The organism is Nonlabens sp. MIC269 (genome assembly GCF_001430865.1).
Taxonomy (GTDB): domain Bacteria; phylum Bacteroidota; class Bacteroidia; order Flavobacteriales; family Flavobacteriaceae; genus Nonlabens; species Nonlabens tegetincola.
Genome location: NZ_CP011373.1, coordinates 341,371 through 364,902, shown reverse-complemented (window position 1 = coordinate 364,902; position 23,532 = coordinate 341,371). Strand labels below are relative to the sequence as shown.

At 35.2% G+C, this 23,532-nt stretch carries 21 protein-coding genes; 10 read left to right on the top strand and 11 right to left on the bottom strand.

All coding sequences use genetic code 11. The features are described 5' to 3' along the window. The first annotated feature begins 31 nt into the window (after nt 1-31). Both porQ and cmk read left to right on the top strand, forming a co-directional pair. Nucleotides 32-1,045 (top strand): type IX secretion system protein PorQ, encoded by a 1,014-nt coding sequence (gene porQ, locus AAT17_RS01705; protein ID WP_042278630.1) that lies wholly within the window; start codon nt 32-34, stop codon nt 1,043-1,045. Next, a complete protein-coding gene (cmk, locus tag AAT17_RS01700) occupies nt 1,045-1,737 on the top strand; it encodes a (d)CMP kinase (RefSeq protein ID WP_060522643.1) in 693 nt (230 codons plus the stop codon). The genes porQ and cmk overlap by 1 nt, the downstream gene beginning before the upstream one ends. Here cmk and AAT17_RS01695 read toward each other — a convergent pair. Genes AAT17_RS01695 through AAT17_RS01685 form a run of 3 tightly spaced genes read right to left on the bottom strand, consistent with a single transcriptional unit; the run spans nt 1,734 to nt 4,187 of the window. Further along, on the bottom strand, nt 1,734-2,999 hold the full coding sequence (locus AAT17_RS01695) for a hypothetical protein (RefSeq protein WP_060522641.1): 1,266 nt from the start codon (nt 2,997-2,999) through the stop codon (nt 1,734-1,736). The genes cmk and AAT17_RS01695 overlap by 4 nt on opposite strands. A gap of 3 nt (nt 3,000-3,002) precedes the next feature. Beyond that, the gene (locus AAT17_RS01690) at nt 3,003-3,464 is read right to left on the bottom strand and encodes a DUF1801 domain-containing protein (RefSeq protein ID WP_060522639.1); all 462 of its coding nucleotides are present in this window, start codon (nt 3,462-3,464) and stop codon (nt 3,003-3,005) included. A 9-nt stretch (nt 3,465-3,473) separates the two neighbouring features. After that, the gene (locus AAT17_RS01685) at nt 3,474-4,187 is read right to left on the bottom strand and encodes an outer membrane beta-barrel protein (RefSeq protein ID WP_082586874.1); all 714 of its coding nucleotides are present in this window, start codon (nt 4,185-4,187) and stop codon (nt 3,474-3,476) included. 80 nt (nt 4,188-4,267) lie between these two features. On the opposite strand from AAT17_RS01685, the gene AAT17_RS01680 reads away from it, so the two are divergent. Further along, on the top strand, nt 4,268-4,555 hold the full coding sequence (locus AAT17_RS01680; RefSeq protein ID WP_060522635.1) for a 4a-hydroxytetrahydrobiopterin dehydratase: 288 nt from the start codon (nt 4,268-4,270) through the stop codon (nt 4,553-4,555). A 46-nt stretch (nt 4,556-4,601) separates the two neighbouring features. Beyond that, nucleotides 4,602-5,519, top strand: a complete 918-nt coding sequence (locus tag AAT17_RS01675; protein WP_060522633.1) for a hypothetical protein — start codon at nt 4,602-4,604, stop codon at nt 5,517-5,519. Nucleotides 5,520-5,521: 2 nt separating this feature from the next. Here the strand turns inward: AAT17_RS01675 and AAT17_RS01670 are convergent, their stop codons facing one another. The 7 genes from AAT17_RS01670 to AAT17_RS01640 all read right to left on the bottom strand — a co-directional run bounded on the left by AAT17_RS01670 (nt 5,522) and on the right by AAT17_RS01640 (nt 14,946). After that, the gene (locus AAT17_RS01670) at nt 5,522-5,845 is read right to left on the bottom strand and encodes a translation initiation factor (RefSeq protein ID WP_042278637.1); all 324 of its coding nucleotides are present in this window, start codon (nt 5,843-5,845) and stop codon (nt 5,522-5,524) included. Between the two features lie 2 nt (nt 5,846-5,847). Further along, a complete protein-coding gene (locus AAT17_RS01665) occupies nt 5,848-6,399 on the bottom strand; it encodes a mechanosensitive ion channel family protein (protein ID WP_060522631.1) in 552 nt (183 codons plus the stop codon). After that, the gene (locus AAT17_RS01660) at nt 6,396-7,307 is read right to left on the bottom strand and encodes a septum formation inhibitor Maf (RefSeq protein WP_157539198.1); all 912 of its coding nucleotides are present in this window, start codon (nt 7,305-7,307) and stop codon (nt 6,396-6,398) included. Before AAT17_RS01660 ends, AAT17_RS01665 begins: the two co-directional genes overlap by 4 nt. A gap of 60 nt (nt 7,308-7,367) precedes the next feature. Then, nucleotides 7,368-8,636: a hypothetical protein gene (locus AAT17_RS01655; protein ID WP_060522630.1), complete on the bottom strand. Its 1,269-nt coding sequence runs from the start codon at nt 8,634-8,636 to the stop codon at nt 7,368-7,370. A gap of 142 nt (nt 8,637-8,778) precedes the next feature. Then, the gene (uvrB, locus tag AAT17_RS01650; protein WP_060522627.1) at nt 8,779-10,776 is read right to left on the bottom strand and encodes an excinuclease ABC subunit UvrB; all 1,998 of its coding nucleotides are present in this window, start codon (nt 10,774-10,776) and stop codon (nt 8,779-8,781) included. A gap of 72 nt (nt 10,777-10,848) precedes the next feature. Further along, nucleotides 10,849-13,809 carry a T9SS type B sorting domain-containing protein gene (locus tag AAT17_RS01645; protein WP_060522626.1) on the bottom strand — a complete coding sequence of 987 codons (2,961 nt, stop codon included), beginning with the start codon at nt 13,807-13,809 and terminating at the stop codon, nt 10,849-10,851. A 75-nt stretch (nt 13,810-13,884) separates the two neighbouring features. Next, entirely contained in the window at nt 13,885-14,946 is a 1,062-nt protein-coding gene (locus tag AAT17_RS01640; RefSeq protein WP_060522624.1) for a branched-chain amino acid aminotransferase, read from the bottom strand. Between the two features lie 91 nt (nt 14,947-15,037). Between AAT17_RS01640 and AAT17_RS01635 the strand changes: the two genes are divergently transcribed. From AAT17_RS01635 to AAT17_RS01620, 4 genes are all read left to right on the top strand, one after another. Next, entirely contained in the window at nt 15,038-15,595 is a 558-nt protein-coding gene (locus AAT17_RS01635) for a DUF4920 domain-containing protein (protein WP_060522623.1), read from the top strand. After that, nucleotides 15,595-16,260 carry a tRNA (5-methylaminomethyl-2-thiouridine)(34)-methyltransferase MnmD gene (gene mnmD, locus AAT17_RS01630; RefSeq protein ID WP_060522621.1) on the top strand — a complete coding sequence of 222 codons (666 nt, stop codon included), beginning with the start codon at nt 15,595-15,597 and terminating at the stop codon, nt 16,258-16,260. Before AAT17_RS01635 ends, mnmD begins: the two co-directional genes overlap by 1 nt. 42 nt (nt 16,261-16,302) lie before the next feature. Beyond that, the gene (locus AAT17_RS01625; protein ID WP_060522619.1) at nt 16,303-17,763 is read left to right on the top strand and encodes an aminoacyl-histidine dipeptidase; all 1,461 of its coding nucleotides are present in this window, start codon (nt 16,303-16,305) and stop codon (nt 17,761-17,763) included. Nucleotides 17,764-17,857: 94 nt separating this feature from the next. Continuing rightward, nucleotides 17,858-20,293: a zinc-dependent metalloprotease gene (locus AAT17_RS01620; RefSeq protein ID WP_060522617.1), complete on the top strand. Its 2,436-nt coding sequence runs from the start codon at nt 17,858-17,860 to the stop codon at nt 20,291-20,293. A 63-nt stretch (nt 20,294-20,356) separates the two neighbouring features. Here AAT17_RS01620 and AAT17_RS01615 read toward each other — a convergent pair whose 3' ends face one another. Then, nucleotides 20,357-21,259 (bottom strand): aldo/keto reductase family oxidoreductase, encoded by a 903-nt coding sequence (locus tag AAT17_RS01615; protein WP_060522616.1) that lies wholly within the window; start codon nt 21,257-21,259, stop codon nt 20,357-20,359. 126 nt (nt 21,260-21,385) lie between these two features. On the opposite strand from AAT17_RS01615, the gene AAT17_RS01610 reads away from it, so the two are divergent. Then, nucleotides 21,386-22,822 (top strand): NADP-dependent isocitrate dehydrogenase, encoded by a 1,437-nt coding sequence (locus AAT17_RS01610; protein WP_060522615.1) that lies wholly within the window; start codon nt 21,386-21,388, stop codon nt 22,820-22,822. Between the two features lie 71 nt (nt 22,823-22,893). Further along, on the top strand, nt 22,894-23,457 hold the full coding sequence (locus AAT17_RS01605) for a nitroreductase (RefSeq protein WP_367379284.1): 564 nt from the start codon (nt 22,894-22,896) through the stop codon (nt 23,455-23,457). The last annotated feature ends 75 nt before the right edge of the window (nt 23,458-23,532 follow it).

Genomic DNA, 23,532 nt, shown 5'->3' with positions numbered 1-23,532 from the left:
TGCGTTATTGCTACATAATTTGAGACACTTAATGAGGTATTTTTTCTGTTTGATTTTTCTTTTTTCCGCTTTCGCGAAAGCGCAAATAGGAGGAACCTCAACGTATCAATTTCTTAATCTTGTATCAGGAACTAAGCAGGCTGCTTTGGGCGGTAGAGTGCTTACCAGTGTAGATTATGATCCCACTACGGCATTTTATAATCCAGCGACTATAAATCCCAAAATGGATAATCAATTACAAGTAAATTATGCTAATTGGTTAGGTGATATTAATTATGGAACAGCCAGTTATGCTTATACTTGGGACAGGCATGTGCAAACCTTTCATGTAGGTGTAACCTATGTGAATTATGGAACATTTGCCGGTTACAATGAACAAGGGATTTCAACGGGAGATTTTAGTGGTAATGAAACAGCAATTTCTGCAGGATACAGTTACAACATACCTTGGTCTGATTTTTATGTAGGCGCAAATGTTAAGTTCATTTCTTCAAAACTTGACATCTACACCTCACTAGGTGGTGCGCTTGATCTAGGGTTGCTTTATTACAATGAAGATAAAGCGATAAGAGCCGCGCTGGTAGTTAGAAATTTAGGTATACAGTTTACTCCATATAATGAATTACAAGAAGATTTACCGCTAGAGATTGCTGTAGGATTTTCAAATACAATGAAACAGTTACCGGTAAGACTTCATGTTACTTTGGAAAATTTGCAAAAATGGAACTTGGCCTTTTCAAATACCGCAAATGCTCAAACAGATCTCGATGGGAATGTGATAGAAGATGAACCTGGATTTTTTAATAATATGCTCAGGCATACCGTTTTAGGAGTAGAATTATTTCCTGAGCAAACTTTTGAAATAAGGTTGGGTTACAGTTTTAGACGCTCTGAAGAATTGCGTATTCAGGATACTCGAGCATTTAGTGGATTAAGCGCTGGGTTTAGTTTAAAAATGAATAAAATGCGATTCAGTTATTCGCATGCTCGCTATAGTCTGGCAGCGCACACCAGTTTTATAGGAGTTAATATAGATTTACAATAATGGGAAGAATTATAATTGCCATAGATGGGCATTCAAGCACTGGTAAAAGCACGGCTGCTAAACAACTTGCAGAACATTTAGATTATGTTTATGTTGATACAGGTGCTATGTATCGTGCTATTGCCTTTCATGCATTATCTTCAAATCTGGTTAAAAATGGTAGGCTAGATAAACAAGCCTTAATAGCTGCATTACCTGGTCTTGCCATATCATTTAAATTAAATCCAGACACTCATAAAGCAGATGTTTATTTAAATGGAACAAATATTGAAAAAGAAATACGTACACTCGAGGTAAGTAATATTGTAAGTCCAGTTGCCGAAATAAGTGAGGTAAGAGCTAAACTTGTAGAACAACAACAAGCCATGGGCCAGGAGCGAGGTATAGTTATGGATGGTAGAGATATAGGTACTGTTGTTTTTCCCAATGCCGAGCTGAAGGTATTTATGACTGCCGCTCCAGAGGTAAGAGCAAAACGCAGGTATGACGAGCTAGTGCAACGTGGCGATCAAGTAACCTATGAAGAAATTCATAAAAATGTTTTACAGCGAGATCATATTGATTCTACTCGTGAGGACAGTCCTTTAATCCAAGCAAAAGATGCTAGATTGTTAGATACTAGTGAAATGTCTAGAGAAGAGCAATTTGAATTACTTAAAAAATGGGCAATGGAGACTATTGAAGCTTCTTAATGTCTATTGTCACAACTTAAAATAATATTAGGATAGTTGCTTTCAAGGTAGTACAACTTTGGACAACCAAAAGATTCACTACTCAGGCCATAAATAAGTGGTGGTTCATTTTTGAATAGTTTCATTGCAAATTGTGAGGAACTTTCAAGATAATCTGTATTTAAAGGAATGAGACCAGTACTTTCTCCTTCTTGCTCAATAAATGAGTTGGTAATTTCACCATTTTCTTTTACTACAATCACATAACGGGTTAGTAAGTTATACTTGTTTACATGATCCAGAGAGTATATTGTATAGTTGTTATAGGAAGTGTAAAACAATTTAGTCTTAGGTTCATTTGAGAACTCTGATTTAAGATAAGGAAATCGTTTCGTATATAGATGTCTTAGACTTTCTGTTTCCTCATGGGGATACCATTTTAAGTATTTAAAATCTGTTGCAGTTTCAAATGGATTATCAATAGCTAGGGTAGCAAAATCAAAATCAGTATTTGTATTTTCTGGTAATTCTAGACAAGTTTCAAAATCGTAAACATTGTATTCACCGCTACCGCTGGCATAAACGTTCAAATTTGCGATAAGTTTTAAGTCTTTAATAGGATAACTTGCGACTTGACCAGTAGTAATTTTGGTTACGTGTAATTGATCATATTTAGTAATGCCACCTGCCTTTAAAAAGTTATCTCTATACGCCTTGTCCCATTCAAAGTACTCTTTTGAATACGTTTTATCTTCATCCAGAGCAGAATAAAAGTTCGAATTATAATTAGGGGCTTCACTTATATTTACATTGTCTTTGTAATTTTCATCTTTTCCATAGGGATCAATTGAAGTGACGTAATATACTTTTCTATCTGAATAAACGGGTGAATCAGATACAAAAGCATCAACAACATATACCGTGTCTTTTTGTTTTTTAATGCCTAGCCAAGTACCTTCATAGATTTGATCATCATCAGCTATCTCGTAATATTTATTGGTGTACTCAACCACTTCAATAGCTTCATTTAGAAAAAATTTCCCTAGTACTTTACCATCGGGCTTTTCTCTGTAATTAAGACCAGATTGGGCTGTGGCATATCTTATAACGGGTTTATTTTCAATAGAATCATTAGGTTCACTTATGGTTGTGCTGTTTACATTTACTTGTTTTATTGCTTCCTTTGATTCTCTAATTTCTATAGAATTGGATCGTTCTTTTTGATTACAGCCTACAGATGCTAAAAGAGAAAAAGTTATAAAAGTGACATACAAATTTTTCACCGATTATTTTTTTGCTAGATTTTCTTCATACACTTGAATCCATTTATCAACACTCATTTTGGATGCTAGTTCGGCTATTAGTTCAAACGGTATGGCATCTGGTTTTTTAAAACGCACACAGCTTTTTCCCATATCTAATTTATACTTAGAATGCTTGGGATATTCATCTACAAACCATTGATAGGTTGGTTGGTGTGCATACATTCCCATATGATATAGTGCGATGTAATTTTTTTGACTTGCTATATTGATAAAGGGTAGAGGAGTCACCTTTTTATTTGCCCTATACCCATGTGGGTAATCTTCTAATGAGATATAAAATCCAGGCATGTTATATAGCAAACCTTCTGTTAGTCCAGCCGGTAAATTACTTTTTAAAGTATCATATAATTTAGTAAAGGGCTCTTTACGTTCTTCTGGAATTTGGGTAATATAGTCCTGTATATTTTCAGCTTTAATGGTCATAATATCTATTTAAAAGGAATCATCTCTCATTTCTCCGTTGCTATATTCTGGTCCTATTGCGATTTTAAGACCTACATTGAATAAAATGTTTGAGAAATTGGTTAATTTACGATCAACAGTTCCATTTCCACTAAAATAGGCTATTGGTTCTCCTAGTGTACTCATATATTGTGGAGAAAAGAAAACTTGAACGCTTCTTCTAAAGTAATAATTAAAACGCAAACCTACCTGTAGCACGGCAGCGGTCGTATTAAAGTTTTCGCTATCGGTAGCGTAATTCGTTTCTATGAGGCTTGACGTGGCGCTACTTTCTTGCTTATCAATAAATTGAAATCCTATTCTTGTGAATGCGTCTAATTGAAAACGATTGTTAGTAAAGCTATATTGAGGTCCTATTGCTAGAGTAAAGGCGCTCCAGTTTTCTTCATTGTTAATAGTTGTTTGTGGAGTGCTTCCGATGGGTGAGAACTCATTATAAACATATCTAGTGCTGGCTGTAAGAGCCCAGTGCTTGTCCATGTAGAAATCATATCCTGCACCTATATTTAATCCAGATACAGCAACATCTTTATAGTCTCCTGTAGGTGATGAAAGTCCTAGATCAATCACTAGATTATGTTTAGGAACCTCTCTTAAATGTACTGCATCTTTAGGTATTGAGTCATTCTGTCCTTTAGCATAAAAGGAAATAGTCAATAAAAGAGTAAGAAATAATATTCTCATAAGGTTAGGGATGAATTATTATGATAGTTTTGTGTACGCTTTCGCGAAAGCGTGATTAAATTTAAACAAAATATACAGCTATGAACAAATTAACCGAGGCACAAATTGAAGAACATTTAAAAGAAGTTGAAGGATGGGATTATTATGACGATGCTATCCATACTACTTTTGAATTTGACAATTTTATGGATTGTTTTTCTGTGATGACGCGAATTGCTATGGAAGCAGAAAAAATGGAGCATCACCCAGAATGGTACAACGTTTATAACACACTGGAAATCACGTTGAATACACACGATGCTGGTGGTTTAACAGAAAAAGATTTTAAGCTCGCTAAAGCTATCGAGTACATTGTAGGTGATGAGTAATTAGAATCATTTATATTTAAGCCGCTTTTATGAAGCGGCTTTTTTTATGAGGGTTTTTATTTCATTATTATTTGTTTTTACCATTGCTACAACGACTGCTAGCGATAACCCACGTCAATATTTAAAGTTTATCGATGACCTTAATGAAGATGTTGTTGTTCAAACGTGGGAATACATGAATGCTTATACGAATGGTGGTAGTCTAATTGAACTAAAATCCAATAGGAAAAGATTAGAAAATTATTTACTGCGAGCATTAAAAAAAGTTCAAAAACGTCCTACCGCACATGAGGATTTTAAAAATCAAGCCAAAGCCTACTTTGAAGGTAACCTGGCAATCGTAAAAAAAGATTTATACGTTTTATTACGAAATAAGGAACTTAAAAAGGTTGAGGTAGATCCTTATGAATTACAATTAAATATACGTAGAGCTATTGTACAACTGCGCGTTGATTATGACAATGCCGTTCAAAACTTTGCTAGTGAACACAATTTACAATTAGAACTCAATAGGTCTGATGTGGCAATTGCGATGAATACTACAATGGCTGCCTATGATTACTATCATCATTACAACATCCAGATTAAAAAATTAATTAATCTTGAACAGCAATATTGGACCGATTTACATACTAAAAGTGGCAACCAACTTAACTCTATAGAAAATCAATTGTGCCAGGCAAGTCTTGATTTAATTGAAGTGCCCCAATTACTGAATAATGATTCATCCTTAGTTACAGCTGCACAAGAATATATGAGTTATATACAAACATTGTGTGGTCAGGAATTTCATGAAATTAAAAATTTCAAATTAATAGAAAGCACGGGCGATCGTAAAAAAATAGCTCAAGCAACTAGTGCTTATAATAAAGCTATCAAAGATGCCAATGATAAAAGAAGGAGTCAAATAACGCAATGGCAAAATAAAACAACAGCCTTTTTACAAAGACATGTAAAAATGTAAACCTATCCGCCTACTCGTTTAACCTTAAAGCCTTTGTCTTTAAGAATATCCATAATTCTATCTCTGTAATCACCTTGAATTATGATTTCATCATTTTTAAAACTACCGCCTACTCCTAGAGTTGTTTTAATTTCTTTGGCTAATATTTTGAAGTCACTAGTCGCACCATTGTAGCCTGAAATAATGGTGTTTACTTTTCCTTTTCTCTTCTCAAACTTGCAAAGTAATGGATCATCTTGTAGCCAAACATTGCTTTCTGGTGCTTTTTCTTCCTCTTTATAATCGTGATCAGGAAATAGATTTTTAAGTTGATCTTGTAAGTCCATAATTAAGTAGCTGTGGGATCGGTTTCGTTTGTTATATCAAAGATAGACTCTTTTCTTTGATGTAATATAGAAACGCCTTTTTGCAATAATAAGTTGTTGGGGTAAGTTATTTCCTCACCTTCACTAGTTTCTAGTAGAGTATAAAATCCTTTAATATCTTTAATGGTAGCGGTTACAGGTAGATCTTTATCATGAATACGCACTCTATCACCTATCTTATAGGGAAAAGTAAAGTAAAGTATGAAGCTAGCAGTAACATTGCTCAAAATACTCCAGTTTGCAAATAAAGCAACACCTACAACGGCAAATGCACTACCTAGTGCTACCCAAAAACCATCGTTATTAATACCCCAAACAAGTATTATACTTATCAAACACAAGGTCCAAAGTATATAACCAAAATACCTGCTTACGTATTGCTTGCGCAATTCTGATCTTGATACGCGTTCTGATATTTTTGAAGCACTCCATATAATCAATCTATGGGTAACAATCCCTAAGATAACAATGATTACAGTAATTATAAATTCCTCTTTTTTTAATAGTTCAATCATAGTTGCAAACTGTCCCTTAAGTGTGCGAATTTATTAGAGTTTTTATTCCAATAATCTGTTTTTATCGTTTTTTTAAGGCTGGCTGTACTTACCATAGGAATTTGATTATCCATGTAGCGTTCCATCCAGTTTAATATCCTGAACGGGAACTCTTTTTCAGTTTTATAAGCAATAGTTCTATTGATTTCAGGATAATTTACACTGTATAAATATCCATCTGGTAATTCTCTAAGTTTGGCTATCGCCTCCATTGGTTCGGCATCTATATGCTTAAGTCTCAAAAATTCAGCACTAGGCACGATATTAAGGGTGTCTACTGGCATTTTCAATGGCCCTAACCTCAATTGACTAGGAATTTGATTTTCAAGTAGTGCGCTCTCTATTTGGAAACTTTTATTGCCTTCACTTTGAAAATAAGAATGCAATTGAACATCATAAGAGGTATTGTTCTCATTGAATTGCATATAAGTATGACCGCACCATTCTTGAATTGAAGCTGCAACTTTGATAGCATTACCTTCAAAATCTAAAGGTAAAAATGTACTGCTCATCATTTTATAAGGATAAATACCAGTATTAAAATCCCTTGTTGCATTAAGTTTAAGGACTGAATAATTATCATCTTTAATACGATCAGCTTTAATTTGGTCCTTAGAATCAAACGGTTCAGTTACATAGATTAATACTGCTGTACCTTTTCTCATTTCTCCATAACGTGCTTGATTCAATTCATAACTAGAAATTTCTGCGGTACCATCAAACCAGTAAGATTTAAAATTTTCATCTAAAGAACGAGATTGTCTTTTTGATTTTGTCGAAGTACTTACTTCATCGGTTGTTGATGTTTCTTTCTCAGTTTGACAAGAAATAAGTGTTGCGACAAGTACATATAAATAAAAAAACTTCATAACCTTTTTTTCAAAGTTATGAAGTTTGCGATTAATAGGTGTTAAGCTTTCGCGAAAGCGTTAAAAGCCATAAGATCCAAAAGTCCAATTCATACCATCACTTATAACATAAATTGTTTTAGTATTAGAATTAGCGTTCATCGTGATGTTAAAACCAGCAGAAGAACTGGAATTACTAGCATAAAACTCTCCACCTGGATTAGGTGTGTAAATGACTGCATTTTCCGAATTTGAGATATTTCTTAAAATGTACATTCTTCCTGGAACAGTGGTAGGTTCCGGTAAAAGAAACTCTTGGTTTCCAGCTGTAGGGCTAAGGTTTAAGTAGGAACCATTATCTATAGGAGTGGCACTTCCTGAAGGTCCACCAGAATAAGAAGCGAGGTTGAGCGAGGTATTGGTAGCAATAGGATTACCCCAACTAGCGTTTCCGCTTCCATCTGTGGTCAGGACTTGACCTGCGCTACCATCTACAGTAGGTAATTCATATCCATCGGTATCAGCTTCATTCCTTATGGCAAATCTATCACCTGAAAAATACCCGGAATAGGCATTATTGGATCCATCATTAATTGCCTGAGAATATATCCCATATCTCACTCCTGTACTTGTTGAATTACCACTAACTGTTCTTATTCCATAAATAGTGCCCGCAGATGTGGATCCTGTATCGATATTGTTGTTAATACCATAACTAGTAGCACTGCTTGATGAATTTATCTCTGTAAGATTATTTAGTCCTATATGTGTACCATCTCCACTGCTGGATATTTCATTATTAATTCCTACTTTATTTCCTCTTGCAGAACTTGTGTTATTTACATTTATGGAAAACGTATTGGAAGAAAGGGCACTACTAGAATGTCTATTAGTTATGGATAATGTGGTTCGATCTTCAGAAGCTAGAGCACCTTGGTTTTCAATACTCACAACACTTGCAGGCACTCCATCGTTACCGAAGCGCGTTCTTCCTGATCTAAATATTTCTGAAGTTGTAGCGGTGGCATTAGTAGTAGTTCCACTGTCAAAAAATGCAGCAGTACCGCTGGATAAATCCGTTACGTTTTGGTAGGCACTACCATTACTAAAATAAAATCCTATTGGGTTTGAGCCGTCTACAGTGTCTAAGTAAATTATGGTACCAGCAGGAGCAGCTGGTGATGGTATATTACTTACTCTAGGGACCATAATTCCATTAAATTCTCCTGGCCCTAATGATGTACTTGCTTCAACTTGTAAGTCAGTTACTGGTGTTGCTGTTCCTATTCCTACTTGACCTGTTACCGAGTAGCTGATAGCTATTAAAAATATGAGTAAAAACTGTTTCATATCTGATTTATTAAGAGTCTTAAATTAATCAGTTTATTACTACTATATTTTTTAGATTGACTGCTTACAGACAAAAAATGCTTTACATCTTAAAAAATAGATGTAAGGTTTAAATAATCGTTAATATATAGCTATCAGTAAGTTAAGAACTTGCTTTTTCTTGATACATCTTAAGTTGGTCTCGTAATCTAGCTGCTTCCATGAAATCCAATTCTTTAGCAGCTTTCTCCATCGCCTTGCGTGTATCTCTTACTTTTTTGTCTAATTGCTCTTTTGATAGGTATTCAGCTTCCTCTTCAGCTGCTTGTTGAGTGAGCACTTCTTCAATGGCATAGCTAGCAGCATTTTTACGAGCAATAGTATTGTCCAATGATTTTTTGATTGCAGTTGGAGTTAGACCATTTTCTTCGTTATAGGCAATTTGCTTGCTACGTCTATATTCCGTTTCATCAATAGTTTTTTGCATGCTATCCGTGATTTTATCCGCATATAGGATGGCTAGACCATTTACATTACGAGCAGCACGACCAATAGTTTGTGTTAAAGATCGATTGTTTCTTAAAAACCCTTCTTTATCAGCATCAAGTATAGCAACTAATGATACTTCTGGTAAATCTAATCCTTCTCTTAATAGGTTTACACCAATCAACACATCAAATAGACCTCTTCTTAAATCGCTCATAATCTCTACACGTTCTAGCGTGTCGACATCACTGTGAATATAGCGACATCGCACACGTATACGAGTGAGATACTTTGTCAATTCTTCTGCCATTCGTTTTGTAAGAGTAGTAACCAATACACGTTCATCACGTTCTTCTCTCAGTCGAATTTCCTCGACAAGATCATCTATTTGATTTTGACTAGGACGCACTTCAATTATTGGATCTAATAGTCCCGTAGGTCTTATGATTTGCTCTACATAAATTCCTTCGGTTTTTTCAAGTTCATAATCAGCAGGTGTCGCACTTACATATAATACTTGATTTTGAAGAGCTTCAAACTCTTCAAATTTCAAAGGTCTGTTATCCATCGCCGCTGGTAGTCTAAAACCATAATCAACTAGGTTTTCTTTTCTAGACCTATCACCACCGTACATAGCACCTACTTGAGGAACACTTACATGGCTTTCATCAATAATCATCAAATAATCGTCTGGGAAATAATCTAGTAAACAAAAGGGTCTAGTTCCTGGTAATCGACCATCTAAATAACGACTGTAATTTTCGATACCCGAGCAATAACCTAATTCCCTGATCATTTCAAGGTCAAATTCTGTGCGTTCCTGTAAACGTTTAGCTTCTAGAGGCTTACCTATTTCTTTAAAATATTCAACTTGTTTAACTAAATCTTCTTGAATTTGATGAATAGCATTTTGTAGTACATCAGGTGATGTCACAAACATGTTAGCTGGGTAAATAGTTATCTGATTAAATTTCTCTAAAACATTTCCATTTACCGGATCAAATCTCTCGATTTCTTCAATTTCATCTCCAAAAAAATGAATTCTAAACGCAGTGTCTGCATAACTAGGGAATACATCTAGCGTATCACCTTTTACCCTGAAATTCCCACGATTAAAATCGGCAGTAGTACGAGAGTATAAACTTTGTACCAGCATTTGTAATAGCTTGGTTCTAGGAATTTCTTGATCTTGTTTTAATCTGATTACATTTTTTTGGAATTCTACCGGATTACCTATACCGTACAAACAAGATACCGATGCTACAACAATTATATCTCTCCTTCCTGATAGTAAAGATGAGGTAGTGCTCAATCGCATTTTTTCAATTTCCTCGTTGATAGATAAGTCCTTCTCAATATAAGTACCACTCGTAGGTATAAAAGCCTCAGGCTGGTAATAATCATAATAGGAAACAAAGTATTCTACAGCATTGTCAGGAAAAAAAGCTTTGAATTCTGAGTATAATTGAGCAGCGAGTGTTTTATTATGACACAAAACTAGGGTAGGGCGTTGAGTTTTTTCAACCACGTTTGCAGCAGTAAATGTTTTTCCACTTCCGGTAACACCTAGTAGGGTTTGATATCGTTCTCCTGAATTAATTCCGTCGGCCAATTTTTTAATGGCTTGTGGTTGATCTCCAGTTGGCGAAAAGTCTGATACTATTTTGAAGTCCATAATGTAAAACTAAGATTTTTATGAGTACGCTTTCGCGAAAGCGTAATTAAAATAATCCTAACAAAAATGTAATTATCTGATGAGTGAAAAATGACCTTTAAAGGAGCGTCCGTCTGCCAGTTCAACTAAGTACCAATAATCTGTACTAGGCATAGGATTGTTATTATAAGTGCCGTCCCATCCTACACCTAGTGGATCCAATTGTTTGAGCAGTTTACCAAACCGGTCAAAGATGTAAATACTTGCATCTGGCTCCGTTTCAATCGCGGTTACTTGCCAATAGTCGTGAAAACCATCTTCATTTGGAGTGAAGTAAGGTGGAGCAGCTACAATGGTTGCAGGAACTGTTAATGTATTACAGTTAGTTTGAGAGCGTACTGTAATCGTATAAAATCCAGGTAACAAATTCGTAAAAACTGGACTGTCCTGAAATATAAAATTATCTATACTGTATTGCCACGGTCCATCTCCTGTTACATCAATCCTGATGCTATTGGAACGTATTGTGAATTGCTCAATTTCTATGGATTCTAGTTGGGTAAGATCGTAATGATTTATACTGGTTGAGATACGATCGGTACATCCATTATTATCAATTCCTGTTACCGAATATATTCCTGGTAGAGTAGTGGTTATACTGCGAGTGGTTTCACCATTACTCCATAAATAGGAATCAAAATTGTTGCTGGCTGTTAAGGTTACTTCATCGTCTGGACAGGTTACAACTGGATCTGTTACTGTAATAACGGGTTTTTCGTTTACGACAATAGTAAATGGTTGTGTATCTATACAGGTTATTGGACCGTTGTTTGCTAATCGTATATAAATTTGTTCAATTGCTTGTGTGTTTTGATAGTTATCTGGTAACGCGTTACTATTACTTACAGCGCTAGCTTGGTCAGGATGAAAACTTACATCCCAGTTAGAAGTAGTACTACTTAAAATTTGATCACGAATAGTAGTTAAATCAAAAATTTCAATTCCATCTCTAGAGTCATCATCACAAACCTCGAAATCATTTATAAATGGTATTTGTGGTTCTTCAATTAGCTCGAAGTCAAAGGATATAATTTCAAAGCAAGAAGTGAAATCGCTATTTTCTATGCGAGCATAGAAAGGTGAGTTTGTTGCATTAAGTATATGAAAATAAGGAAGCTCATTAATTCTATTTTGAGCATCATTATTTGATGAGTAAAAACTGACATCAAAATCTATAGGATTTTGGGATCCTAATATCTCACTAGCGGCTTGAGTGAAATCTATTGTCTCGATTCCATCATTTCCTATATCACATGTGTATTGTGTTTGAATAGGATTTGCAATTGGCGAATTAACTACATTGAATTCAAAACTTGTTACATCATAACAGCCGTTAGAGTTTAAGTTGTCTAATCGTACATAATAGATGCCTGCGGTTAATTCAGTATTAGGCGCAATAGAGTTAAAATCTTGCTGAGCTTCAGTTAGATTGTAGTGTAAAGAGATTTCAAGATTATTGGATGTATTATTTTGAAGCACTTGTTGTGACACCAAGGAGAAGTCTATTGTAGCTAAACCATCATTTGAGAGGTCATCGCACACAATTATATCATTAATTGTACCTGCATTAGGTTGGTTCACTACAGTAATGGTATCAATTATTGTAAAAGTTTCAAGAGGAGTGGTTATTGTTAAACTTACTTGGTAATCGCCTGGGTTAACATATGTATGGGACGGATTTATTACAATACTAGTATTAGTACTGCTAGTTGTATCACCAAAATCCCACAGCAATGTAGTGTTTGGACAAGTTGCCAAAGCATCTGCTGTGAATTGGGTAGGATTGCCACTACAGCCCTCTACAAAGGAAAAACGCGGTGTAAAAAAAGCGTTATAAAAGGGTGGTAATCCTTCATTTACATTGGTGCCAGGAGCTAGGCTGACTCCATTTAGAATAAATGCAGCACTTGCTCCTATGTTGTTAGGTTGATCAATTACGCTTAAATAGTTTTTTAAATCATTTGAATAGTAAATTTTACCATCTGGACCAATTTGCAAAGCACCTCTAGAAACATCATCGGTTGAGTCCAAAGGATCTGTTTGATATATAGTAATAGGATTTGATTGGTAATTAGGTGAAGTTGTATCGTATTGAAGTAGCGTGCGTTCACCAAACACACCATTTTGAGCTGTATTCAAATCCAAATAGAATAACCTAGAGTCTAAGCTAAATTCACCACCATAAGCTAATAGATTAGAAGGAAAACTAAGTTCGGTGGGATTTGTAACACTACCGTTAGTAGTGTCAAAGTCAAAAATAAAGGCACCTGTCCCCAGATTGTTGGCAGGTGTTCCATTAGGTAAAAATTGATTCATTAAGGCTATTTTACTGCCATCAGGAGCAATTTTTAAATATCCACGTCTATCTTCAACTCTTGTAGAAGGACTGTTACTTACAATCACATTGTTATCTAATCCTTGCGGAGTTAACTTAAAAGCATAAAATGAATCAAAAATACCGGTATTAAAATTTGATTCGGCATAGGAAATTATCCACGCATCTCGACCATTACTGTGGACACTTGCTGTAACTTTTTCAGAAGAATCAGGTAACAAATTGATGTTTTTTTGAGATGGAATAACAGCTCCTAATCCATTATCTAATAGCATATCTACAACACTATAATTTAAACCTGTAACAGGATTAAAATCACCAACAGTAAAGATGTAATAGAGGTTTTCATTCTCGGGCATTGGAATAATTATTCCAGATTGTGTACTGCTGGGGTCACCTAGTAGTCCAGAACCATTGAGCATGACTTGATGATTACGATTCCAGATCGTTATTCCGTCTGTGTAGAATAATAAATTTCCACAAGCGTCACTTATGGTTGCGCAACCTTCCGTAGTATCCAATTGCCCTAGGTCATTTGCAACAGGAGAACCACTATTGAAATCTAAACCAGCATTGGAACCAAAAAACCACCAATTAGCTTGATTTTGTGCATTAATTAAGCAAGCAAAAAAAAGTATCAAAAAAAGTAGCTTTTTCATACTTTAAAAATACGCTAATAAAAAATGCCTTCAAATTATTGAAGGCATTACATGTGTATAAGGTAAAAAGCACTTTTAAATTTTAACTCTCCACCCGTGTTTATCTTCTGTACGATTGTATTGAATATCCATCAATGCGGCTTTAATATTAGTCGCATAATCGTTTTCAATTACAGGTAATTCATATTTAAAATCTTCGTGTTTGAAACCTTTAATAGGTACAATTACTGCAGCCGTACCACTTCCAAAAATTTCCTTTAATTCACCGTTTTGCGCAGCTTCTTTAATTTCTGAAACTCGTATTCTTCTTTCTTCTACTTCTATACCGTGATCTTTGGCCATTTGAATAACACTTCTTCTTGTTACTCCATTCAATATTCTATCATTATTAGGAGCAGTCAAAAGTTTATCGCCTATGCGCACAAAGATGTTCATTGTTCCTGCTTCTTCAATGTATTCGTGCGAGGCAGCATCAGTCCAAATTATTTGTTGATAACCTTCTTCCATCGCCAGGTTATTTGGGTAAAAACTGGCAGCATAATTACCTGCAGCTTTTGCATATCCTACACCACCATCTGCTGCACGTGAAAATTGATTGGCTATAATAACTCTTACTTCACCACGGTAATACGCAAAAGCAGGAGACATAACGATCATAAATTTGTACTCGGTAGAAGGAGCTGCCGCTACTCCATTTTCACTAGCTATCATAAATGGTCTTAAATACAAAGAAAGTCCTTCTCCATATTTTACCCATTCTTTATCTAAATTTACTAATGTTTTTAATCCTTCTACAAATACCTCATAAGGTACTTCAGGCATTGCAAGTCTTTTGGCACTTTCATTAAAACGTTTCCAGTTGTCTTCTGGTCTAAAAAGGAAAACATCACCAGCTTCATCTTTGTAGGCTTTCATACCTTCAAAAATGGCCTGTCCATAATGAAATACTTTACAACTAGGTTCTACTTGAATTGGTCCGTATGGTTTAATATGTGTTGTTTCCCATTTTCCATCGCGCCAGTTGCATTCAAGCATGTGGTCTGTAAAAGTTTTTCCGAAAACTAGATCATCAAAATTCGTTGATGCTAATCTAGATTCCGAAACTCTATCTATAACGATTTCGTTGGTATCGGTCATGGGTTATTTTTATTAATTTTTTGCAAAGATAACGGATAGTATCATTGAATAAATCCCAACGAATTACTAATTTTGTGGAAAATATAAACAAATGAAAACCTATTTACCTTTATTTTTTGTCATTTTCTCAATAATTGGGTGTAAAGAAACTCAAAAAGAAACTGACATGCCTGCAGTAAATGATGAACAAGTTGAAGAAATGGCCTATATGAGCTATGGATCAAAAATAACTGCAGAAAATGCTATTTCAACAGCAGAATTATTCGAGAAATATCAAACTTTAACCGACTCAGACACAATCCAAGTAAAGGTGAAAAGTGAGATTCTTGATGTATGTCCAAAAAAAGGATGTTGGGTCAAAATGGCAGTTGGTAGCGATACAACACGTGTGATGTTTAAGGACTATGGATTTTTTCTACCTAAAAACGGTAAAGGAAAGGAAGTGGTATTTGAAGGTAAAGTATATAAATCAATCACTGACGTAGAAACTCTTCGTCACTATGCAGAAGATGCTGGAAAATCTCAAGAGGAAATAGAAAAGATCAATGAACCTGAAACAAGCTATACTTTTATAGCTGATGGTGCTCTTGTGGAAGAATTTGAAAACCCAGATGTTGAAATGCCTGCAGAAGAAAGCGCAAGCGAATAATGAAAAGAGAAATCATGATCACTGGCGATGGTTCCAAAACCATTCACATGCCAGATCTTAACGAGCAATATCATTCTAAACATGGCGCCTTGCAAGAGGCGCTTCATGTTTTTATAAAGATGGGTTTACAGCCTTTACAAGAGTCATTACAACCTGATAATGCCAGTCTTAATATTCTAGAATATGGTTTTGGTACTGGTCTTAATGCTATTTTAACCAAGCAACATGCGAGTACTACTAGAATTCATTATACCGCAATGGAAGCATACCCAGTAAGTGCCGATGAGGTCCTAGCTATGGATTATGGAAGCTTACTTAAAGATCAAATCTTTTATGAAGCATTGCATGAGATGGATTGGGAAATTGACAAGCAGTTAACCTCTACATTTAGTATAATTAAAAAGCAAATGAAGTTTGAAGAGGTCAAATTTGACAACCAGTTTGATCTTATATATTTTGATGCTTTTGGACCTAGAACACAACCAGAACTTTGGACCATACCCATTTTTCAAAAAGCGTTTGATAGCCTAAAAAATGGTGGTGTACTCACTACTTATTGCGCTCAAGGTCAGGCTAGACGCAATATGCAAGAGGTTGGTTTTAAAGTAGAACGTCTTCCTGGTCCACCAGGTAAAAGAGAAATGTTGCGCGCAACAAAATTATAGGTAATTTAAAAGACTAGCCTGTCTAGTCACTATTAAAAAGATATGAGTAACGAAGTAAGAAATCAAGAACCTAAATCACTTTGGAATCACTTTGCTGATTTGAACGCAGTTCCTAGACCTTCTAAAAAAGAGGAACGTGTAAGAGCCTTTATGGTGAAATTCGGTAATGAATTAAATCTACAAGTTATAGAGGACGCTGTAGGTAATGTAATTATAAAAAAGCCTGCAACTGCAGGAATGGAGAACCGTAAAAGTGTGATTTTACAATCTCATCTAGATATGGTACACCAAAAAAACAACGACACTCAATTTGATTTTGATACCCAAGGTATTGAAATGATTGTCGATGGTGATATTATTAAGGCAAATGGAACAACTCTAGGTGCCGACAATGGAATAGGCGTAGCTGCAATCATGGCTGTTTTATCCTCAACTGATATTGAGCATCCAGCGATTGAAGCTTTGTTTACAATTGATGAGGAAACAGGTATGACCGGTGCCAAAGAATTGGATAAAAATATTCTTAAATCAACTATACTTCTAAACCTAGATACTGAAGAAGATGATGAAATTGATATAGGATGTGCTGGTGGAGTAGATATCACTGGTAAAAAACAATACGATACTAGTAATCGAGAAGATACTTATTCTACGGTCACGATTACTGTGAAAGGTCTTAACGGTGGCCACAGCGGTATGGATATCATTAAAGGTTTAGGTAACGCAAATAAAATGGCTGCCAGACTATTGGATGCGTTACAAAAGAAATCAGATATTCATATTATATCTATTCAAGGTGGTAGTTTGAGAAATGCTATTCCACGTGAGGCTGTTGTAGAATTACGCTTTCGCGAAAGCGAGCTACAGCACATGCAATCTACCTTTGAGAAATGCAAGCAAGCCATAATAAATGAGTATAAATCCCTAGAGGAAAATTTAAATATTTCGTGGGAATTGACGAATTCTAGTTTAGGTCATCTTGATGCTTCTAACAGTCGTGAGGTAATACACGTTTTACTAGGAATTCATAATGGTGTTTACAGAATGAGTCCAGATATTGAAGGTCTTGTAGAAACTTCAAACAACTTGGCTCGAGTAAAATTACATGATGGACAATTGGAGGTAGCTTGTTTAACTAGATCATCTGTTGAAAGTTCCAAAACAGATCTAGCATCGTCAATAAGTGCTGTAATGCAGTTAGCTGGAATCAGTGTTGAATTATCTGGTGACTATCCTGGTTGGGAACCAAATCGCGATAGCGCAATTTTAGAAATTGCTGAAAATAAGTATAAGGAACTATTCAATGAATCTCCTAGAGTAGTCGCTTGTCATGCAGGATTAGAATGTGGAATTTTAGGTGAACGTTATCCAGGTTTGGACATGATATCTTTTGGTCCAAATATTAGAGGCGCTCACAGTCCAGATGAACACGTTGAGATTTCTAGCGTTCAAAAATTTTGGGATTTTTACTTAGAAATCCTCAAAAATGTTCCAATGAAATAAAAGAGCACCTACAGCTAGATGAATACTTTAAGTAGGTTTTAAGAAGTATTATTAATGCCAGGTTTTATTTTGCTTGGCATTAATAATTACTTACATGAAAATCAGTACTAAAATTCTTTCTATTTTTTTGGTTTTAGGAATTGTTGCTTGTTCTGCACCAAAAAAAGTGAGTTCCAAAGCAACAAAATCCGAAGCATCAAATAAAACCAGCTCAAAGTTTAAACCTTATAGCAAACTTATAACGGGTAAAACTAAGACAGATGACGGTCTTTTTAAAGTTCATCAAAATGAAGATGAATATCTTTATGAGTTGCCAGATTCCCTATTAGGTAAAGATATGTTATGGGTTACCCGTATTGCACAAATACCTGCAAATTTGGGTGGTGGATATTTAAATGCTGGTAGTAAAACCAACCAACAATTAGTTTCATGGGAGCGATTTAAGGATAAAATATTACTTAAAGTCAAATCTTATGATGCCGTTACATTAGACTCTACAGCGGCTATATCCAATAGTGTTAAGGTTAATAATTATGAACCTATTATGTACGCTTTTGATATAGAAGCTATTAATACCGATTCTACGGGCGTAGTAATTGATGTCACCAAATTTTTAAGCAACGATATACCTGCAATAAGTGGTTTGAATTCCAGACTACGCAAACAGTATAAAGTAAGAAGTCTGGATAAATCACGCAGTTTCATTAATCGTGTGTCTTCTTATCCTTTGAATGTTGAGGTTGTGCAAGATATGACTTATACGGCTAGTGACGCACCTTCAAATTCATCTGTAGGTTCCATAAGTTTACAGATGAATCAATCTATGATATTGTTACCTGAAAAACCTATGACACCTAGATTGTATGATCCTAGAGTTGGTTTCTTCACGGTTAATCAAATTGATTATAGCTCTCCTAAATTAAAAGCCGATGAAAAAACATATATAAGAAGATGGAGGCTAGAGCCTAAAGATCCTGAAGCATATGCAAGAGGTGAATTGGTAGAACCTGTAAAACCAATTGTTTACTACCTTGATCCTGGTACCCCAGAATCTTTGAAGAAATACATAAAACAAGGTATTGAAGACTGGCAGAAACCGTTTGAAACTGCAGGGTTTAAAAATGCTATCATAGCAAAGGAGGCTCCTAGCATAGAAGAAGATCCTGAGTTTAGTCCAGAAGATATAAGATATTCTGTGGTTAGATACGTGGCAAGTACTACTCGTAATGCTGTAGGTCCAAGTGTGAGCGATCCTCGTAGTGGTGAAATAATTGAAAGTGATATTATCTGGTATCATAACCATTTAAGATCTTATAGAAACCGTTATTTACTGGAAACAGGTGCGGCAAATCCTAGTGCAAGAACATTAGATACACCAGCTGAAGAAATAGGTGAGATGATGAGACAAGTAATTGCCCATGAGGTAGGTCATGCGTTAGGATTTCCACACAATATGGCGGCGAGTTACGCCTATGATGTAGAAAGTTATAGAGACGGAGACTTTACACAAGCAAATGGAATTGCAGCAAGTCTTATGGATTATGCCCGTTATAATTACATTGCTCAACCTGGAGACAAAAACATAAGATTTGTACGCCAAATGGGTCCTTACGATCATTATGCTGTCAATTGGGGTTATAGAGTAATCCCTAACTCCAATACTCCAGAAGATGAAAAAGAGGTACTGAATCAATGGATTTTAGAAAAAGCAAATGATCCTAAATATAAATTCGGAAGACAAAGCAGTCGTTTTGATCCTCAATCTCAAACTGAAGCTATTGGTAATAACCCTGTAAAGGCAAGTAGTTATGGAGTTGAAAACTTAAAAATTGTTGCTAAAAACTTACCACAGTGGACTTCCAATGACACTAATAATTACGACGATTTAGATGAATTGTATAGAGAACTTTTAGGTGTGTTTTCTAGATATGTAGGTCACGTTGTTACAAATGTTGGTGGCGTTTATGAAAATCTAAAAACTCCTTCTCAAGATGGTACTGTTTATGAACCTGTAGATTCAAAAACACAAGAACAGTCAGTACAGTGGTTAATTAAAAATCTGTTTGAAACACCAGAGTGGTTAGTTCGACCTGAGATTCTTAAAAATATAAATGAATCAGGATATACAGATAGAGTGAGATCATTACAGTCTAGATATCTGTCAAGCCTACTGTCTTACGATCGCTTGGGTAGAATGATTGATACAAAAGCAATGGATGATAGTGCCTACTCTGTAGTGGAGTTGATGCAAGATTTGAACAACGGGATATTTAAAAATATACAACCAGATGTATATGAACGTAACTTGCAAAAAGCCTATGTAGACCGGTTAATTGAGCTTATGACAAATGAAAAACCTCGTGCTAGCTTTAATGTTACTCAAAGCGATGTACCTTCAATTGTAAGAGGTCAACTTAATGAAATTAAAAAGATCGCAAGAAGGAATATTGCGCGCACTTCAAATAAGGTGGTAAGTTTTCACTATGAAGATTTAATTGCAAGAATTGAGAGAACGCTCGATCCAAAGTAAGAATAATAGAACAGCAATAGTAAGAACCTACCTGATGGTGCTCATCAGGTAGGTTTATTTTTTTTACGGTACATCGTCTCCTAAAGAAGCAACGTAAATTTTAAACCACTGCTCTAGAGATAATTTAACATTTTTACATTCTACCGCACTTTGTAAACGTTCGTATTTACCAGTTCCTATAACTGGGATAATTTGAGAAGGATGTGCTAGAATCCATGCAAAAATAACTTGATCAAAGGGTATGTTTCCTAGCTCTGTACTTACTTCTTGAATGGCATTAAGAACTCGTTTTCCTTTATCAGTTTCAGGATGTAGTAAAGATCCACCAGCTAATGGAGACCATGCCATAGGACGTATTCCAGCACTGGTCAAATAATCAATATTCTCATTTTCAAAATGCTCGAGCGCATAGGGAGATATTTCAATTTGATTTGTAATTAAGGGTTCTTCACAATGTTCTTGTAAGCTTTTAAACTGATTAAGTGTAAAATTAGAAACCCCAAAGTACTTTACTTTACCTTCTTTTTTTAATTGGCTAAATGTTTCTGCAACTTCAGCATGATCAAAAAAGGGAGATGGCCTGTGTAATAAAAGAGCATCGATATAATCGGTATTCAAATTTTTCAAGGAAGTCTCTACTTGATTGATAATATACTTTTTTGAATAGTCGTAATACTTCATTTGACGATCAGGAAATTTATCGGACCTAAGTTTTATACCACATTTAGTCACAAGCTGCATTTTGTGCCTTATTGATGGGTCTAGAGATATTGCTCGGGCAAATATTTCTTCACATTCATAATTACCATAAATATCAGCATGGTCCATGGTGGTAACACCTAGGTCAATTGCTTGCTTAATATAGGTAAGCAGTTCCTGATTAGGTAAATTCCAGTCGCCTAATCTCCACATTCCCAAAGCAAATTGGGACAATGGGTAATATGATTTATTCTGACTCAATGACATATTCTAGTTTTTGCAAAGATGACTATTGTAAGTAAATAAATTCATTAATAAAATTTATACTATGTATTAAAAACATAAATAAAAATATATGAAAACTATTTGCAACCTTTGTACAAACAAAAATTTATGAAAACAATTTCAATAGCAAAAGGTGATGGAATAGGTCCAGAAATTATGAATGCTACATTGGCTATCATAAAGGCATCTGGTGCCGCAGTTAATTTTGAAGAAGTACAATTAGGTAAAGAAGTATACCTATCAGGTAACACATCTGGAATTACTCCTGAAGCTTGGGAAAGTATACGACGTAACAAGGTCTTACTTAAAGCACCTATTACTACACCTCAAGGTGGTGGTTACAAAAGTTTGAACGTAACTATGAGAAAAACTTTGGGACTTTATGCAAATGTAAGACCGTGTGCCAGCCTACATCCATATGTTACAACAAAACATCCTGATATGGATGTAGTTATTGTAAGAGAAAATGAAGAAGATTTATACGCAGGGATTGAACACCAACAAACTCCAGATGTTGTTCAATGTCTTAAATTAATAAGTCGACCAGGTTGTGAAAAAATCATAAGGTACGCATTTGAGTATGCGAGATACAACAACCGTAAAAAGGTAACTTGTTTTTCAAAAGACAATATTATGAAACAAACTGATGGTTTGTTCCATAAAATATATAATGAAGTAGCACAGGAGTACCCAGATATTGAAAAAGAACATTGGATCGTTGATATAGGTGCAGCTAAGGTTGCTGATTCACCAGAGCATTTTGACGTAATAGTGATGCCTAATTTATACGGTGATATCATAAGTGATATTGCAGCACAAATTACAGGTTCTGTAGGAATGGCAGGTAGTGCCAACATAGGTGAAAGCGTAGCTATGTTTGAGGCCATTCACGGTAGTGCTCCAGATATTGCAGGGCAAAAAATTGCAAATCCTTCTGGTTTGTTGCGTGGAGCAATCATGATGCTTAATCATATAGGAGAGAATGAAGCAGCACAATCTATTCATAACGCGTGGTTACTTACCTTAGAACAAGGTATTCATACTGCAGATATATTTAAAGAGGATACAAGTAGTAGAAAAGTCAATACAGAAGAGTTTGCTCACGCAGTAATTGCTAATATGGGAAAGGAACCACAACAATTAACTAAAGTGAGGTATAATGCAAAAGAGCCGTTTAAGCTGCCACATGTAAAGGAGCGTGCAGCTCAAAAGAAAGAGTTACTAGGTGTTGACCTATTTGTAGATTGTGAAAATAAAAACCCTAATTTCGTAGGAGAGCTCTTGCGTAGTATTGAAAAGGAAGATGTCAAATTACAAATGATTACAAATCGTGGAGTCAAAGTATGGCCCAATGGATTTGATGAAACATTTTGTACACAACACTGGCGATGTAGATTTATGCCCGATGGTGGTAGAGCCATGACAAATCAAGAAATTGTTTCATTGCTTAATGAAGCAATTGACAAAAAGGTAGATGTAATTAAAACAGAAAATCTATACTCATTTGATGGAGAACGAGCTTTTTCTCTAGGACAAGGACAGTAATTTAATATAGATTATACAACTTAATGCCAACAGTACTTTACATTTACTGTTGGCATTTTATATGTAAAATTATGAACGAAATTATAAAAACGAGACGCAGTATTTTCCCTGCGCAATATATTGAAGGTGCTATAAAGAAACAGGATCTCCTTTCAATTTTAGATGCAGCCAGATGGGCTCCTAACCATCGTAAAACTGAACCATGGAGATATAAGGTTCTTACCGGTAAAGCGCTAGATAGGCTAGGTACGTACCTTGGAAATGCCTATGAAGAAACTCCAGGCCACAAGAAAATCAAGCTTAAAAAGTTAAGGGAAAATCCTAGTAAAGCTGCAGCGGTCATTTTAATTTTCATGCACAGGGATGAAAAAGAATCAGTTCCAGAGTGGGAAGAAATAGCAGCAACTTCCATGAGTGTACAAAATATGTGGTTAATGACACATGAATTGGGTTATGGTGCCTACTGGAGTAGTCCTAAATCCTTTGTTGATATAAAGAATTTTGAAGGAATAACAACACATGAGAACGAACGATTTTTAGGTTTCTTCTACATTGGAAATTATGATAAAAAGGGGTTTGATTATAATGCAACAAGAAAAACTATAGAAGAAATAGCCACTTTTATCGATATGTAAATTTATTGAAATTCAAGTATTTAGTTCATTGTTTGAATTATTTAAACTAACAATTTAGTTTTATAACTATAAAAA

Bases quoted from the DNA above. Each gene is read 5' to 3' on its own strand.
- uvrB (WP_060522627.1), bottom strand. From the start codon at position 10,776: ATGGACTTCAAAATAGTATCAGACTTTTCGCCAACTGGAGATCAACCA.
- AAT17_RS01680 (WP_060522635.1), top strand. From the start codon at position 4,268: ATGAACAAATTAACCGAGGCACAAATTGAAGAACATTTAAAAGAAGTT.
- AAT17_RS01660 (WP_157539198.1), bottom strand. From the start codon at position 7,307: ATGAAGTTTTTTTATTTATATGTACTTGTCGCAACACTTATTTCTTGT.
- mnmD (WP_060522621.1), top strand. From the start codon at position 15,595: ATGAAAAGAGAAATCATGATCACTGGCGATGGTTCCAAAACCATTCAC.
- AAT17_RS01625 (WP_060522619.1), top strand. From the start codon at position 16,303: ATGAGTAACGAAGTAAGAAATCAAGAACCTAAATCACTTTGGAATCAC.
- cmk (WP_060522643.1), top strand. From the start codon at position 1,045: ATGGGAAGAATTATAATTGCCATAGATGGGCATTCAAGCACTGGTAAA.
- AAT17_RS01685 (WP_082586874.1), bottom strand. From the start codon at position 4,187: ATGAGAATATTATTTCTTACTCTTTTATTGACTATTTCCTTTTATGCT.
- porQ (WP_042278630.1), top strand. From the start codon at position 32: ATGAGGTATTTTTTCTGTTTGATTTTTCTTTTTTCCGCTTTCGCGAAA.
- AAT17_RS01670 (WP_042278637.1), bottom strand. From the start codon at position 5,845: ATGGACTTACAAGATCAACTTAAAAATCTATTTCCTGATCACGATTAT.
- AAT17_RS01605 (WP_367379284.1), top strand. From the start codon at position 22,894: ATGAACGAAATTATAAAAACGAGACGCAGTATTTTCCCTGCGCAATAT.
- AAT17_RS01645 (WP_060522626.1), bottom strand. From the start codon at position 13,809: ATGAAAAAGCTACTTTTTTTGATACTTTTTTTTGCTTGCTTAATTAAT.
- AAT17_RS01675 (WP_060522633.1), top strand. From the start codon at position 4,602: ATGAGGGTTTTTATTTCATTATTATTTGTTTTTACCATTGCTACAACG.
- AAT17_RS01615 (WP_060522616.1), bottom strand. From the start codon at position 21,259: ATGTCATTGAGTCAGAATAAATCATATTACCCATTGTCCCAATTTGCT.
- AAT17_RS01690 (WP_060522639.1), bottom strand. From the start codon at position 3,464: ATGACCATTAAAGCTGAAAATATACAGGACTATATTACCCAAATTCCA.
- AAT17_RS01655 (WP_060522630.1), bottom strand. From the start codon at position 8,636: ATGAAACAGTTTTTACTCATATTTTTAATAGCTATCAGCTACTCGGTA.
- AAT17_RS01610 (WP_060522615.1), top strand. From the start codon at position 21,386: ATGAAAACAATTTCAATAGCAAAAGGTGATGGAATAGGTCCAGAAATT.
- AAT17_RS01640 (WP_060522624.1), bottom strand. From the start codon at position 14,946: ATGACCGATACCAACGAAATCGTTATAGATAGAGTTTCGGAATCTAGA.
- AAT17_RS01665 (WP_060522631.1), bottom strand. From the start codon at position 6,399: ATGATTGAACTATTAAAAAAAGAGGAATTTATAATTACTGTAATCATT.
- AAT17_RS01620 (WP_060522617.1), top strand. From the start codon at position 17,858: ATGAAAATCAGTACTAAAATTCTTTCTATTTTTTTGGTTTTAGGAATT.
- AAT17_RS01635 (WP_060522623.1), top strand. From the start codon at position 15,038: ATGAAAACCTATTTACCTTTATTTTTTGTCATTTTCTCAATAATTGGG.